Source organism: Verrucosispora sp. FIM060022 (genome assembly GCF_003977705.1).
Taxonomy (GTDB): Bacteria; Actinomycetota; Actinomycetes; order Mycobacteriales; family Micromonosporaceae; genus Micromonospora; species Micromonospora gifhornensis.
Window position 1 is genome coordinate 579,232 of record NZ_RQIV01000001.1, and the last position, 15,212, is coordinate 594,443.

The 15,212-nt window shown below is 72.8% G+C and carries 5 protein-coding genes; all 5 read right to left on the reverse strand.

The genetic code is table 11. The annotated features are described in order from the left end of the window. Window positions 1–119 precede the first annotated feature (119 nt). A complete protein-coding gene (locus EG812_RS02505) occupies window positions 120–4,925 on the reverse strand; it encodes a condensation domain-containing protein (protein WP_233579405.1) in 4,806 nt (1,601 codons plus the stop codon). Window positions 4,926–5,074: 149 nt separating this feature from the next. Beyond that, window positions 5,075–6,886, reverse strand: a complete 1,812-nt coding sequence (locus EG812_RS02510) for a non-ribosomal peptide synthetase (protein ID WP_126710618.1) — start codon at window positions 6,884–6,886, stop codon at window positions 5,075–5,077. A gap of 7 nt (window positions 6,887–6,893) precedes the next feature. Next, on the reverse strand, window positions 6,894–7,928 hold the full coding sequence (locus EG812_RS02515) for a TauD/TfdA family dioxygenase (RefSeq protein WP_013734730.1): 1,035 nt from the start codon (window positions 7,926–7,928) through the stop codon (window positions 6,894–6,896). Window positions 7,929–7,957: 29 nt separating this feature from the next. After that, complete coding sequence (locus EG812_RS02520) at window positions 7,958–8,782, reverse strand: thioesterase II family protein (protein ID WP_233579343.1); 825 nt, start codon at window positions 8,780–8,782, stop codon at window positions 7,958–7,960. Window positions 8,783–8,839: 57 nt separating this feature from the next. Continuing rightward, entirely contained in the window at window positions 8,840–15,163 is a 6,324-nt protein-coding gene (locus EG812_RS02525) for a non-ribosomal peptide synthetase (RefSeq protein WP_126710620.1), read from the reverse strand. Between the last annotated feature and the right edge of the window lie 49 nt (window positions 15,164–15,212).

Genomic DNA, 15,212 nt, shown 5'->3' on the forward strand with positions numbered 1-15,212 from the left:
GGCGGAGAGGGCCCGCCGGAAGGAAAAAGCCCCGGCGGTGCGCTGACATCAGGCTAGTCAGCACACCACCGGGGCAGCGGCAGTCGGCGCGGCAGGATGCTCCCGCCGCCGGGGCAGGTCTACCGCACGCCGGCTCGACGGCGCAGGGTCGGCCGGGCCGGCGTCACGGTGGCCGTCAGCCGTTCCACGAGCGCCGCCACGGTCGGCGCCTGGAACACGTCCCGGATCGTCACCTCGACCGACAACGTCGACCGAATCCGGTTGACCAGTCGCACCGCCAGCAGCGAGTGCCCGCCGATGCGGAAGAAGTTGTCGTCGAGACCGACCGGACGCCCACCGAGCAACTCCGAGAAGATGTCCCGCAGCACCTCCTCGCGCGGATCCCGGGCGGTCTTCCCGGCACCGGTGTCCTCCGGGTCGGGCAGCCCACGGTGATCGAGCCGACCGTCTCCGGTGAGCGGAACCGTCGTCAACACCACGACCCGCGCGGGCACCAGGTGCTCCGGCAGAAGCTGCGCGACATGCCGCCGCACCTGCGCGACATCGACCGACGACGTCGTCGGCACGACGTGCGCCACCAACTGCTCGCCACCATCGGCGTCTGCCCGGACGGACACCACCGCCCAGCGCACCGACGGATGGCTGATCAACGCCGTACTCACCCGCTGCGGGTCGACCGGCACCCCGTTGCAGGTCGGCGCGGCGACCGGCCCGTGCACCCGCAGGCCACCCTCGGCGGACCAACTCGCCGAGGTGCCGGTGGCGAACATCCGGCCACCACCCGCATCGGCGACGAAGCGGGCGGCGGTGGCACCGGGCCGGTCCGGGTAGCCGTCGGCGAGTCCGGGACCGCACAGGAACAGCTCGCCCCGGACCCCGGCGGGCACCGGCCGCAGCCGATCGTCGAGGACGTGACAGCGCAGCCCGTCCTGCGCCACCGGCACATCCGGACCGACCGGCGGTGTGTCGACCACCCGGCCCAGCGCCCACCATCCGCCCTCGACGCCGCCGTACCCGTGCACCAGGCGCAGCGTGGGATGACGATCACGGGCCAGGGCCAGGTGGGCCGCCGCCGTACGACCGGTGACGAGGATCTGCCGTAGCCGGGTCAGCACCTGTGGGTGTTCCTCGACGAGCAGCGCGAACAGCTCCGCGGTGACCGTGAGGCTGGTGACGCCCTGCTCGGCGACCAGCCGCGCCAGCCGGGCGGCGGACGGCGGGGCCGGTGCCGGCAGCACGCATGTCGCTCCGGTGCTCAACGCGGACCACAGCGGCATCATGAACTCGCCACCGGCCGGTGCGGCCCATCCCAGCCAGACCTGAGCGGCGTCGGTGTCGAGTCCGGCGCGCCGTGCCGCGCCGACCAGTGCCCGATGCGGATATCGCACCGCACGCGGCCCGTCCGCGTCATCGACCACCAGTACGACGGCCCCGTCGCCGGGGTCGCGTGGCCCGGGCGGTGGGGCGGCCGGCCGCTCACGCCAACCATCCACGTCGGTCAGCACCGTACGGCCGACCCGCAGCCCGGCCAGCCGGGTCGCCTGGTCCGACGTGGTCACCACCGCGGCGAGCACGACCGTACGGATGTGGGCGGCCAGCCTGTCATCGCGTGCCGCCGGGTCGAGCGGCAGGTACGTCGCCCCGGCCCGCAGCGCGGCGAGCACGGCCACTGCCAACGTCGGACCCGCCTCCAGGAGCACACCGACGGTGTCCCCCCGACGTACGCCGCGCGCGGCCAGGTGCGCGGCGAGCCGGTCGGCGTCGGCGTCCAGTTCGGCGTACCGGATCCGGTCGGACCCGGACACCACCGCGACGGCCTGCGGGTTGTCGGCGGCGTGCCTCGCGACCAGGTCGGCGAGCCCGACCGACTCGGCCCGGCAGCCGTGTTCGGCCGCGGGGCCGTAGCGTCGGCGCTCGGCGGGGGTGAGGACGTCGAGGTCGTCGATCCGGGTGCCGGGGTCCGCCGTCACCGCACGTAGCAGCTGGACGAAACGGTCGGCCAGCAGCTGCGCCGTGGCCGGGTCGAACAGGTCGGCGGCGTACTCCAGCGCACCCTTGAGGCCCTTGGGCGTACCCCCGTCGAACTCCTCCCGTACTCCCAGGGTGAGGTCGAACTTCGCGGTGCCGGTGTCGAACGGGACCTCGGTGCCGGCCAGCGCGCTCGGCCCGGCCGCGCCGTTCTGCACGCTGCCGGTGTTCTGCAGGACCAGGGTGACCTGGACCAGCGGGTGGTGTGCGGTGGACCGGTTCGGGTTGAGTTCCTCGACGAGGCGTTCGAAGGGGAGGTCCTGGTTGTCGTAGGCGGCGAGGTCGGTGTCGCGGACCCGGGCGAGCAGCTCGGTGAAGGTGGGGTCGCCGGAGACGTCAGTACGCAGGACGAGGGTGTTGACGAAGAAGCCGACGAGGTTGTCGAGGGCTTCGTCGGTGCGTCCGGCGACGACGGTGCCGATGGGGATGTCGGTGCCGGAGCCGATTCGGGACAGCAGGGCGGCGAACGCGGCCTGCAACACCATGAACACCGTCGTACCGCTGTCGCGCGCCGTACGCAGCACCGCACGGTGCAGATCCGCGTCCATTCCGAACGGCACCACGTCACCGCGGTGGCTGGCCTGGGCCGGGCGGGGCCGGTCTGCGGGCAGGTCGAGGACCTGCGGTGCCCCGGCGAGCGTGGTGCGCCAGAAGCCGAGCTGCCGGGCCAGCACGCTGTCCGGATTTCCGGCACCGCCGAGCAGATCACGCTGCCAGAGCGTGTAGTCGGCGTACTGCACGGGCAGCGGCTCCCAGCCCGGCGCCGTACCGGCCAGCCGTGCCTCGTAGGCCACGGCGAGATCCCGCAGCAGCGGGCCGGTCGACCAGCCGTCACCGGCGATGTGGTGCACCAGGACCACAAGCAGTTGACCGCCGTCGGACAGGCGCAGCAGCCACACCCGGAACGGGATCTGGGTGCCGAGGTCGAAGACGTGTCCGGTCACCGCGTCGATCACCCCGGGCAGGTCGGCGACCGGCACGTCCAGCACGGTCACCTCGGGCTGGGCCCGATCCAGTACGACCTGGCACGGCTCACCGTCGATGACCGCGTACACGGTCCGCAGCACCTCGTGCCGGTCCGCCACGTCCCGGACCGCCTCGGTCAGCGCCGACGGTTGCACCGGCCGGTGCAGGCGCAGCACCACCGGGATGTTGTACATCCGGCTGGCCCCACCCATCTCGTCGAGGAACCACAGCCGGCGTTGCGCGTACGACAGCGGCAGCAGGTCCGGCCGGACCGCAGGAGCCAGGGGCGGGCGCGCCCCGGCCCCGGCCAGGGTCCCGATCCGGCGGTCCAGGCCGGCGACCGTGGGGTCCACGAAGAAGTCCCGCAGCCCGACCTCCACGCCCAGCACCGCCCGGACCCGGTTGACCAGTTTGATGGCGAGCAGGGAGTGCCCGCCCCGGCGGAAGAAGCTGTCGTTGCGGCCGATGCGGTCCACGCCCAGCGCGTCGGCGAACAGGCCGCAGAGGATCTCCTCCCGCAGGCTCGCCGGCCCGTCGTCCGGCAGGTCCGGTCGGCGTACCCCTGCGGGGGCGGCCCGGGCGATCCGCTCGGCGAACCCGGCACCCTCGGTGTCGGTGACGACCTGAAGGGCCCCGACCGTGCTGGTCGGGGCGAGGGCCACGGCCCGAAGTAGCCGCAGGTAGACCGCGAGCATCGACTCCACAGTGGCCCGATCGAACAGGTCCACCGGGTACTGGAACTCCACCTGCACACCTGTCGGTGTGCCGTCGGAGTCGCGCAGCTCGGTGCAGTAGACGGTCAGGTCGAACTTGGCCACCTCGAGGTCGACCGGGAGGGTCCGGGCGGGCAGGTCACCGAGGCGCAGGTCGGTCGGGGTGTGCGCACCGACGGTCAGCATCACCTGGAAGAACGGGTGCTGTCCCGGTGCCCGGACCGGGTTGAGCTGCTCCACCACCAGGTCGAACGGCACCTCCTCGTGCGCGTACACCGCCAGGTCCGCGTCGCGGACCCGGGCCAGCAGGTCGACGAAGGTCGGGTCGCCGGCGACGTCGGTGCGCAGCACCACCGAGTTGGCGAAGAAGCCGACGAGATCGTGCAGGGCCTCGTCGGAGCGACCGGCGACCGGAGCGCCGATCGGTACGTCGGTGCCCGCCCCGATCCGGGTCAGGGCGGCGGCCAGGGCGGCCTGCATGGTCATGAAGGTGCTGGCCCGCTGGGACCGGGCGAGGTCGACCAGGCGGCGGTGGGTGTCGGCGTCGAGGTGGCCGGTGACGGTGCCGCCGCGCCCGGAGGCGCCCGTCGCGCGGGGTCGGTCGAACGGCAGCGGCAGCGCCGACGGGGAACCGGCCAGGTTCTCCCGCCACCAGGCCAGTGACCTGGACAGTTCGCTGTCCGGGTCGTCCACCTGCCCGAGCAGTTCCCGCTGCCAGAGGGTGTAGTCGGCGTACTGCACCGGCAGCGGTTCCCAGTCCGGCGCGGCACCGGCCAGCCGGGCCCGGTACGCGGTGGACAGGTCCCGCAGCAGCGGGGCGATCGACGCCCCGTCGGTGGCGATGTGGTGCAGCAGCAGCACCAGCACCGACTCGTCGGGGCGGGCGACGAACAGCCGGACCCGCAGCGGGCCCTGCTCGGCCAGGTCGAAGGTGCCGACGCAGAAGCGCCGCACCTCGGCGTCGACCTCCTGCGGTGCGCACCGCTGGACCGGGACCGCGACGGTGGCCGTGGGCAGGACCCGCTGCACCGGCTCGCCGTCGGCCATCGCGAAGGCGGTACGCAGCACCTCGTGCCGGTCGACCACGTCGGTGAGCGCCGCCGCCAGCACCTCGGGGTCGGGCACCCCGGACAGGGCCAGCACCACCGGCGCGTTGTATGTCGACGACGGGCCTTCCAGCCGGTTCAGGAACCACAACCGGCGTTGCGCGTACGACATCGGGATCACGGGAACTCCTCCTGCTCGGCCACGACCCGACTACCGCCGCGCAGCCGTGGAATTCACGAAAGTCAATGTCCGGTTAGGGGTCGGCGTGCGAGCCGTCCGAGCAGCGCCGGTACGGCTCGCACGCCGGTGGTACGTGCCGGTCAGGCCGAGGCCGACGGCTCCAGCCGGGCTTCGATGGCCCGCGCCAGGTCCCGCAGTCGCGGGTTCTCGTAGACGGCGCGGATGGGCAGACTCAGGCCGAGTTCCGCGCGGACCCGGGAGACCAGCTTGATCGCCAGCAGCGAGTGGCCACCGAGCTTGAAGAAGTTGTCCTCGGCGCTGATCGACGGCTGCCGCAGCACCTGGGACCAGACCCGGGCGATGAGCTCCTCGACCGGGCCGGTCGGGGACACGCCGGTCGGCACCTGCGGTGCGGGGGTGAGGGTGGGGGCGGGCAGGGCCGCCCGGTCGAGCTTGCCGCTGTTGGTCCGCGGGAAGCGGTCGACGGCGACGAACGCGCCCGGCACCATGTAGCCGGGCAGGCTGCGCGCCGTCCACTCGCGCAGGGCGGCGGCGTCCACCGGCGCGGACGGCCGGTAGTAGGCGACGAGCAGTTGCCCGTCCTCCTCGTGCACCAGCACGGCCGTCTCGGCCACCGCCGGGTGGGCGCCGACCACCGACTCGATCTCACCCAGTTCCATTCGGTGGCCGCGTACCTTCACCTGGCTGTCGACCCGGCCGAGGAACTCCAGCCGGCCGTCGGGCAGCTGTCGGCAGCGGTCCCCGGTGCGGTACATCCGGGTGCCGTCATCGGAGTCGAGGTCGGCGACGAACCGCTCGGCGGTCAGGCCGGGGCGGCGGCGGTAGCCGCGGCCGACCCGCGACCCGGCCAGGTAGAGCTCCCCGACCTCGCCGGGGGTGACCGGGGCCAGGGCGTCGTCGAGCACCCGCAGCCGCAGGCCGGGCAGGACGGTGCCGATGTGCGGGGCCCGGTCCGAGGTGATCCGGCCGACGGTGGCGTCGACTGTGCACTCGGTGGGCCCGTACGCGTTGACCGCGCGCAGGATCCCGGCGTCGACCAGTTCACCGAGCCGACCCCACAGGGTCGGGCTGATCGGTTCGCCACCGACGATCAGGGTCAGCGGCCGGCCCTCGGCACCGCGCGGAGAGGCGGCCAGGTGCTCCAGCAGCAACTCCAGATGCGACGGAGTGATGTCCAGGTCGGTGAGGGGATGCTGCTCGACGAGTGCGCCGAGCAGCGCCGGGTCGGTGCGGGTCTGCTCGTCGAGCAGCACCACCGTGTCGCCCCGGCACAGCCGGATCCACTGCTGCACGGAGGCGTCGAACGACGGCGAGGCGTTCCAGCCGACCGTGCCGGGGCCGGGGCGTACGACCCCGGTGGACTCCAGTTCGGTCAGCAGCGACGCGAGCGCGCCCCGGCTGATCTCGACGCCCTTGGGTCGGCCGGTGGAGCCGGAGGTGTAGATGACGTACGCGAGGGTGGCCGGGCCGACCGGCACGGGCGCGTACCCGCCGGTCGGCGCGTCGTCCGCGGTGGTCAGCGCCGCCAGGGACACCTGCGGGGTCGACGCGGTGAGGGGCTCGGTGTCCCCGTCGACGACCAGCAGGTCGGCGCGGGCGTCGTCGACGAGATAGCGGCGCCGGTCGACGGGCAGCTGCGGGTCGACCGGCAGGTACGCCGCACCTGCGGTCATGGTGCCGAGCAGGGCCGCCACCAGGTCGACTCCGCGGGGCAGACCGAGGGCGACGACGCTCTCCGGACCGACGCCGCGGGCGGCGAGTCGGCCGGCGACGACGCCGACGCGCTCCCGCAGCTGGCCGAAGGTGAGGCTGGTGTCGCCGCAGACGACGGCCACCCGGTCGGCCGGCACGTCGGCCAGCCGGTCGAGCAGGTCCGCTGCCGCCGCGACGGTGGGCTCGGCCACCGGGGCGTTGATCAGTGCGCTGGTCATCGTCGGCTCACTTCCCGTCCGACACGGTGGTGGACGGGGGAGTCTGCGGCGCGCAGTCGGCCAGGGCGACCGGGTCGCCCATCGCCACCAGGATCTTGCGGGCGCCGGAGAACGCCTCCCGCCCGTGCGCGTTGAGGATGTTGTCGACCATCAGCAGGTCGCCGACCTGCCAGGTCTCGCGGACGGTCACCTGCTCGTACACCGCCGCGATGCTCTCGACCTCCTCCCGGGTCAACGCCGAGCCGTCGCCGACGTACGTGTCGAACGGCAGCCCGTCGTCGCCGTAGGTGTCCAGCAACACGTCGCGCACGTCCGCGTCGAGGGTCCACCGGTTCCAGAAGGCGTAGTGGTTGAACCAGGACTGCTCGCCGGTGACCGGGTGGGTGACGATCGCCGAGCGACGCTGCCGGGTGCGCAGCTCCTCCTCGTCGAGCCACTCGTAGCCGATCACGTTCTCGTCGCAGTAGGACTGCACGTCGGCCGGGTCGTCGCTGGCGAAACTGGTCTGCCAGGGCAGACCGGCCAGCTCCGAGTAGTTGCGCACCAGCAGCCAGCCGTGCGCGGCGAAGCGCTCCCGCAGGTCGGCGGGCATCAGGCGCAGCGCCTCGCGCATGTCGCCGACGGTCGTCGCGCCGCCCTCCTCGGGCGCGACCACACACCCGAACAGCAGGGTGCCGGGGAAGTCGAGGGTGTAGCTGTTCTCGTTGTGCAGCCGGATCGGCTGGGCGGCGGGCAGGTCGGTGGAGGAGAAGACGCCCTGACCGAAGTCGGTACGCGGGGTGGCCTTCTCCCGGTAGCCGGTCTGCTGCGGCATCAGCACGTCGCGGACCCGGGCGAAGTCGGTGGTGTCCCCGACGGGCAGGCCACGGATCATCAGGCTGCCGCAGTGCAGCAGTTCGGCGCGGATCGCCGCGCGTTGCGCGGTGAGCCACCCGACGGCGTCGTCGAGGTCGTCGAACGACGGGGTGACGAGGATGGTCGGCTTGCCCGGTTCGTGCCGTACGTCGAGGTGGGCTACGGGCGCTTGGGCGGTGAGGGACATCGAGATCCTCCTGAACGAGGTGGAGTGGGTCAGGCGAATTCCGGCCGCACGGCGCAGCCGTCGAGGACACCGGTGACCAGGGTGAGAAAGTCTTCGAGCTGGTCGTTGAAGTAGAAGTGGCCGCCGGGCAACACGTGCGTGGTGACCGGTCCGTCGGTGATCTCGGCCCAGCGGCCGAGGGCGTCGGCCGGCACCACCGGGTCGGTGCTGCCGCCGAAGACGACCACCGGGCAGGCAAGCGGTGCCGCCGGTGGGCTGTGGTAGGCGTCGTCGATGGCGAAGTCGGCCCGGATCGAGGGCAGCACCAGCTCCCGCAGCTCCGGCTCGTCGAGGATGCCGTTCTCCGTACCGCCCCGTTCCTTGATCGCGGCGACCAGGGCGTCGTCGTCGAGGTTCTCCGGATGCACCGGGCTCGGGTTGACCAGGAACGGTGCCCGGCAGGCGGAGACGACCAGGGCGCGGGGCGGGCGGCCGGCCTCGGTCAGGGCCCGGGCCACCTCGTACGCGACGAGGGAACCCATGCTGTGTCCGAGCACGACCAGGTCGTCGGTGTCGGCGGGCAGGCTGGCCAGGACCGGGTCGACCAGGTCGGCCATCGTCTCGGGCAGCGGCTCACTGAACCGGGCACCCCGACCGGGGTACTGCCCGACGAGCAGGCGTACCCCCTCGGGCAGCAGGTCCCGCCAGGGTGCGTACGCGTGTGCGTTGCCACCGGAGTGCGGCAGCACCAGCAGCGACGTGTGGTGCGGGGCGTCCCCGGTGCCGCCGGGCAGCACCCAGACGACGTCGTCGGGGGCGGGCGACGGATGCCGGTCCGGCATCGCGCCGGCCGGGTCGAAGTGGGCATGGTCCACGATGCGCTCCATTCCTGGACGGCTTCACGGTCGGTGGTGCAGGGAATGCGGGTGCGGTCAGGTGCTCTGCGGGCTGCTCGGCAACGCCCTGCCCGCTTCGGTGCGCCGGCGCAGCGTGGGTCGGCTGCGGGCCGGTGCCGCCGAGGGCAGTTGCGCGGCCAGGGCGGCGATGGTGGGGGCCTGGAAGATGTCGCGGATGGTGAGTTGGGTGCCGAGGATCGCGCAGACGCGGGCGGCGAGTTTCGCGGCGAGCAGGCTGTGCCCGCCGAGGTCGAAGAAGTCGTCGTCGATGCTGACGGTCGGTACGCCGAGGATCTCCGCGTACACCCCGCAGAGGATCTCCTCGCGGGCGTCGCGGGCCGCCCGACCGGTCCCGGCGGTGAACTCCGGCTCCGGCAGGGCCCGCCGGTCGAGCTTGCCGTTGGCCGTCAACGGCATCCGGTCCAGCGGGATCACCGCGGCGGGCACCATGTGCTCGGGCAGCCGCTCCCGCAGCCACGGTCGCAGACCGGCCGGGTCGGTGTCGCCGACCACGTAGGCGATCAGGCGCATCGTCCCGGTCGGATCGGGTACGGCGATGACGGCGGCCTGCGCCACCTGGTCGTGGCCGCGCAGCACCGACTCGATCTCACCGGGCTCGACCCGGAAGCCGCGCACCTTCACCTGGCCGTCGAGGCGGCCGGCGAACTCCAGTTGCCCGTCGACAGTCCATCTGGCCAGGTCGCCGGTGCGGTAGAGCCGGTCACCCGGCGCACCGAAGGGGTCGGGGACGAACCGCTGCGCGGTGGTGCCGGGCTGGTTGAGGTAGCCGTGCGCGAGGCCGATCCCGGCCAGGTACACCTCGCCGACCACACCGACCGGTGCCGGCCGCAGCCCGTCGTCCAGCACGTACGCCCGCTTGTTCGCCACCGCCCGACCCACCGGCAGGCCGCTCGTGTCGGTGAAGTCGTCGGGCACCGGATACACGGTGCTGAAGCCCATCGACTCGGCCGGCCCGTACGCGTTACCGACCCGCAGGTCCGGACACCGCTCAAGGATCCGGGCCACGTGCGTCACCGACGACGTCTCGCCGCCGGTGAAGGCGTACCGGACCCCGTCGAAGGCCTGCGGGTACTCGTCGACGAGCAGGTTGAACAGGCCCGAGGAGAGCTGGAGCATGGTGACGCGGTGCTCGCGCACGAGGGTGGCGATCAGGGCCGGTTCGGGGCGCTGCCCCGGTTGCAGCACACACGTTCCGCCGAACAGCAGCGCGCCCCAGAACTCCAGCGAGAACGCGTCCCAGGACACCGGTGAGCACTGCAGGAACACCTGGTCCGGACCGAAGTCGGCGTAGCTCTGGCCGGCGAGGGTGCCGACCAGGGCGCGATGCGAGGTCAGGATGCCCTTCGGCACCCCTGTGGAGCCGGAGGTGAACATCACGCACGCCACGTCGTCCGGGCCGACGGGGACACCGGGGTCGGTGGCCGGCTGCGCGGCGATCAGCGCGGTGTCGGTGTCCACCCGCACCACAGGCGCGTCGGTGGTGATCCGCTCGGCCAGCGCGGCGCTGCTGACCAGCGCGGCGGCCCCGGTCTCGGTGACGATGCGGTGCAGCCGCTCGTCGGGGAACTCCGGGTCCAGCACCGCGTACGCCGCACCGGTCTTCACCACCGCGACGACCGCGACCGCGAAGTCCGTGCCGCGTTCCAGCAGGACGCCGACGAGGTCGCCGCGACGCACCCCGGCCGCGCTCAGGTGCCGGGCCAACCGGTTCGCCGCGGCATCCAGCTCGCCGTAGGTCAGGGCCATCGTCTCGTGGCGCAGCGCCACCGCGTGCGGGTCGGCCGCCACCTGGGCGGCGAACCGGTGCGCCAGCGACTCGTCGGCCACGTCGACGGCGGTGGTGTTCCAGTCGTGCAGGACCGCCGACCGTTCCACCGGGTCGAGGGCGTCGACCTCGTCGACCGGGCGCGACGGATCGGCCAACACCTGCCGCAGGGTGCGCTCCAGGGCGGCGACCAGCCGTTGCACGGTGGCCTCGTCGAAGATGGCCGTGCGGTAGACCAGGCCACCACCGATGCCGTCGGCGCCCTCGTCGCGCAGCAGGAACTCCAGGTCGAACTTTGCCGCGCCGGTGACGACGACACTGCCGCGTTCGCAGCGCAGACCGGGCAGGTGCAGCTCGGCGTCGGTGGCGTCGTCGAAGCCCAGGCAGATCTGGAACAGCGGGTGCCGGGCCAGCGAGCGTACCGGGTTGAGATCCTCCAGCAGCAGGTCGAACGGAAGTTCCTGGTGGGCGAAGGCGTCCAGGTCGGCACCGCGTACCCGCACCAGCAGGTCGGCGAAGGAGGGGTTGCCGGAGGTGTCGGTGCGCAACACGATCGTGTTGACGAAGAAGCCGACAAGTGGGGCCAGGTCCTCGTCGGAGCGGCCGGCGATCGGGGTGCCGATGGCGATGTCGGTGCCGGCACCGAACCGGCGCAGGGTCAGGGCCAGCGCGGCCTGCAGCACCATGAAGGCGGTGCAGCGCTGTTCCCGCGCCACCTCGCGGACCCGGCGCGCCACCTCGGGGTCGATCCGTACCGCCACGGCGTCGCCGCGGTGGTCGGCCACCGCCGGTCGGGGCCGGTCCAGCGGCAGCCCGGTCTCCTCGGGCAGTCCGGCGAGCGCCTGCCGCCAGTAGCGCAGATCGGCGTGGTGCGTGCTGTCCTGGTCGTCGCGGTCGCCGAGCACGGCCCGTTGCCAGAGCGCGTAGTCGGCGTACTGCACCGGCAGCGGCATCCAGTCGGGAGCCCGGCCGGCCCGCCGGGCGGCGTACGCGGTGGCCAGGTCACCCAGGAGTGGGCGCAGCGACTGTCCGTCGGTGGCGATGTGGTGCAGCAGGATCAGCAGCTCGTACTCCTCGTCGCCGAGCGCGAAGAGGGTGACCCGCAGCGGCGCTTCGGCGGCCAGGTCGAAGACGTGCCCGGCGGCGGCGACGAGCTGCCGGTCGAGGTCCTCGGCGGTCGCCTCGCGCCGCGTCACGGTGACCGGCGCCGGTGCCAGGAGCTGTTGGTACGGCCGGCCGTCGACCGCGGCGATGACCGTCCGCAGCACCTGGTGCCGGTCGACCAGGTCGCCGAGCGCCGCGGTGAGGGCGTCGACGTCGAGGGCCCCGCGCAGGCGGAAGGTCATCGGCACGTTGTAGGTGGTGCCCGGTCCCTCGATCGAGTCGATGAGCCAGAGGCGGCGCTGCGCGTACGACAGCGGCAGCTGATCGCCGTGCGTCGCGGCGACGAGAGGGGGTCGGGTCCGGGCCGTGCCGGTGGCAAACAGGCCGGCGGTCAGGGCGGCGACGGTGGGGGACTGGAAGATGTCGCGGATGCTCAACTCGACGCCGAGCACGGCGCGTGCCCGCGCGGCGAGCCGGGCGGCGAGCAGCGAGTGCCCGCCCAGGTCGAAGAAGCTGTCGTCCACCCCGACCTCGGTGATCCCGAGGACCTCCGCGTAGAGGCCGCACAGGATCTCCTCCCGGGCGTCGCGGGGGGCCCGACGGGTCGTCGCGGTGGCACCGAACTCCGGCTCCGGCAGGGCCCGCCGGTCGACCTTGCCGTTGGCGGTCAACGGAATCCGGTCCAGCAGCACCACGACGCTTGGCACCATGTGCTCCGGCAGCCGCTGACGCAGCCACCCGGTCAGGGCGGTCCCGCCGGTGCCGGTGCTCCTCGGCACCACGTACGCGATCAGGCGCAGGGTGCCGTTGCCGTCCGGCGATGCCAGCACCACGGCCTGCGCGACGTCGGCGTGGCCCAGCAGGGTCGCCTCGATCTCGCCGGGTTCCACCCGGAAGCCGCGCACCTTCACCTGGCCGTCGATCCGGCCGACGAACTCCAACTGGCCGTCGGCCGACCAGCGGGCCAGGTCGCCCGTGCGGTACAGGCGTTCCCCGTCGCCACCGAAGGGGTCCGCCACGAACCGCTGCGCGGTCACTGCGGCCTGGTTCAGGTAGCCGTCGGCCAGCCCCACCCCGGCCAGGTAGATCTCGCCCGCAACACCGACCGGTACCGGTCGCAGGTGACGGTCCAGCACGTACGCTCGCTTGTTCGCCACCGCCCGACCCACCGGGACACCCACGCCGGTGATATCCGCCGGCACGTCGAACGTGGTGGTGAAGCCCATCGACTCCGCCGGCCCGTAGGCGTTGGCCACCCGCAGGTGCGGGTGGCGGGCCGCCACCCGGGCGACGTGCGGACCGGAGGAGGGCTCACCTCCGGTGAACGCCACCCGGACCCCGGCGAAGACCTCGGGATACTCGTCGACCAGGACGTTGAACAGCCCGGAGGACAACTGGAGCATGGACACCCCGTGCTGGGGCACCAGCGCGGCGATCACGGTGGGATCGGGACGCTGCCCGGGATGCAGGACGCAGACGCCGCCGAACAGCAGCGCCCCCCAGAATTCCAACGAGAACGCGTCCCACGACACCGGTGAGCACTGCAGGAACACCTCGCCGGGCCCGAACGACGCGTACCGCTGACCCTGCACCGTCCCCACCAGGGCCCGGTGCGGGGCCAACACCCCCTTCGGTGCCCCGGTCGACCCGGACGTGAACATCACGCACGCCACGTCACCCGGGTCGATCCGCGGCTGAGGGTCGCCGGTGGCGTGACCGGCGATGGCCGCAGCATCGGTGTCCACCCGCACCACCGGGCAGGCCGCGTCGATGCGCGACGTCGACGCCTCGCGGGTCACCAGCGCCGAGGCGGCCGTCTCCCGCAGGACGAAGCTCAGCCGCTCGTCGGGAAAGTCCGGGTCCAGGATCGAGTAGGCGGCACCGGTGCGGGTCACCGCGACCACGGCGACCGCGAAGTCGATGCCCCGCTCCAGCAGCACCCCGACCACGTCGCCCCGGCCGACCCCGATCGAGAGCAGGTGGTTCGCCAGTTGCCCGGACCGCTGCGCCAACTCCCCGTACGACAGGACGACCCCGCCGCAGACCAGGGCCGGCGCCTGCGGACTCGCTGCCGCCTGCGCGGTGAACAGCTCCGCCAACGACCGGTCAGCCACCGGCACGGCGGTGGCGTTCCACTCCCGCAGCACCAGCTCGCGATCCGCCGCGTCCAGTGCCTCGATCTCGACGACCGTGACGCCGGGGCGACCGGTCATGTTCGCCAGGATCCGGTGGAAGGTGCGCTGGTACGCGTCGAGGTCCAGCGTCTGGGTGTACGCGGTGTCGGTGCTGACGTCGATGCGCAGACCGCCCTCGGGATGGTGGGTGACGGTCAACCCCACGTCCTCGATGGTGCCGCCGGTGGACAGCAGGTGGTACCGGGCGGGCAGACCCGCGAAGTCGTCATGGTCGTCCCCGGCCACAAAGTTGATCACCGGTCCGAACTGGCGTCCCTGATCGGCGGGCCAACCCAGGTCGCGTCGCAGGTCATCGCCGTCGTACCGCTGGTGCCACTGGGCACGCAGGGCCAGCGCAGCGACCCGGGCCGCCAGTTCCTCAGCGGTCTGCGCCGGGTCGACGCGGCAGTAGAGCGGGAGGATGGTCGCCATCATCCCGGGTGTGGCGGCCGATCGGGGGTCCAGCCGTCCCGGTAGCGGCAGCCCGAGCAGGACGTCGTCGTCGCCGGTCCACATCCGCCGGTGCAGCACTGCGGCGGTGATCAGCGCCTGCTGCCAGGTGGTGCCGGCCCGCTGCGCGAACTCTCGGAGCCGGTCGAATCCCGGCCCGTCCAACCGGGTCACCTGCCGGGTGACCCGGTTGGCGGGTTTACCTGCCGGTGCGGGCGGGGCGTACGCCACGTCGGCCATCAGCTTGCGCCAGTAGGCGGCGTCCCGCTGCTGTGCCCGGGATCCGACGTACCGGTCCTGGTCGTCGAGCATCGCGGTGAACGAGCCGAGCGGTGCTCCAGCCCCGCCACGATCGGTCACCAGAGCGGTGTACAGCTCGGCGGCCCGCCGCCGGAGGATCGTCGCGCTGTAGCCGTCCTGGACCAGGTGGTGTGCCCGCAGGTACCAGAGGTGGTGCTCCGGGCCCAGCCGGTAGATCTCGTGCTGGAACAGGCGGTCGTGCTCCAGGTCGAGAGGCCGGTTCAGGTCGTCGTGCATGTGCCGCAGCGCCACGGCCCGGGGGTCGGCTTCGGCGCTGAGGTCCACCAGGCGGGGGGCGAAGTCCGGTGCCGGCCCGAGCTGCTGTGTCGGCGTGCCGTCCACCTCGGTGAAGCGCAGCCGCAACGTCTCGTCCTCACCGACCAGCACGCACACCGCGGCGATCAGCGCGTCCGGGTCGAGTGGCCCCTGGATCTCCAGGTAGCCGCCCATGTTGTGGACCGGATTACCCGGATCGATCCGTTGGGCGTACCAGACGCCCAGCTGCGCCGCGTTCAGCGGTCGCGAGCCGGCGGACGGATCGGACATGGTGAAACCCCCATCTGGACACGGAATGCGGAAACGGAACGGACGACGA

Bases quoted from the DNA above. Each gene is read 5' to 3' on its own strand.
- EG812_RS02505 (WP_233579405.1), bottom strand. From the start codon at position 4,925: ATGTCGTACGCGCAACGCCGGTTGTGGTTCCTGAACCGGCTGGAAGGC.
- EG812_RS02510 (WP_126710618.1), bottom strand. From the start codon at position 6,886: ATGACCAGCGCACTGATCAACGCCCCGGTGGCCGAGCCCACCGTCGCG.
- EG812_RS02515 (WP_013734730.1), bottom strand. From the start codon at position 7,928: ATGTCCCTCACCGCCCAAGCGCCCGTAGCCCACCTCGACGTACGGCAC.
- EG812_RS02525 (WP_126710620.1), bottom strand. From the start codon at position 15,163: ATGTCCGATCCGTCCGCCGGCTCGCGACCGCTGAACGCGGCGCAGCTG.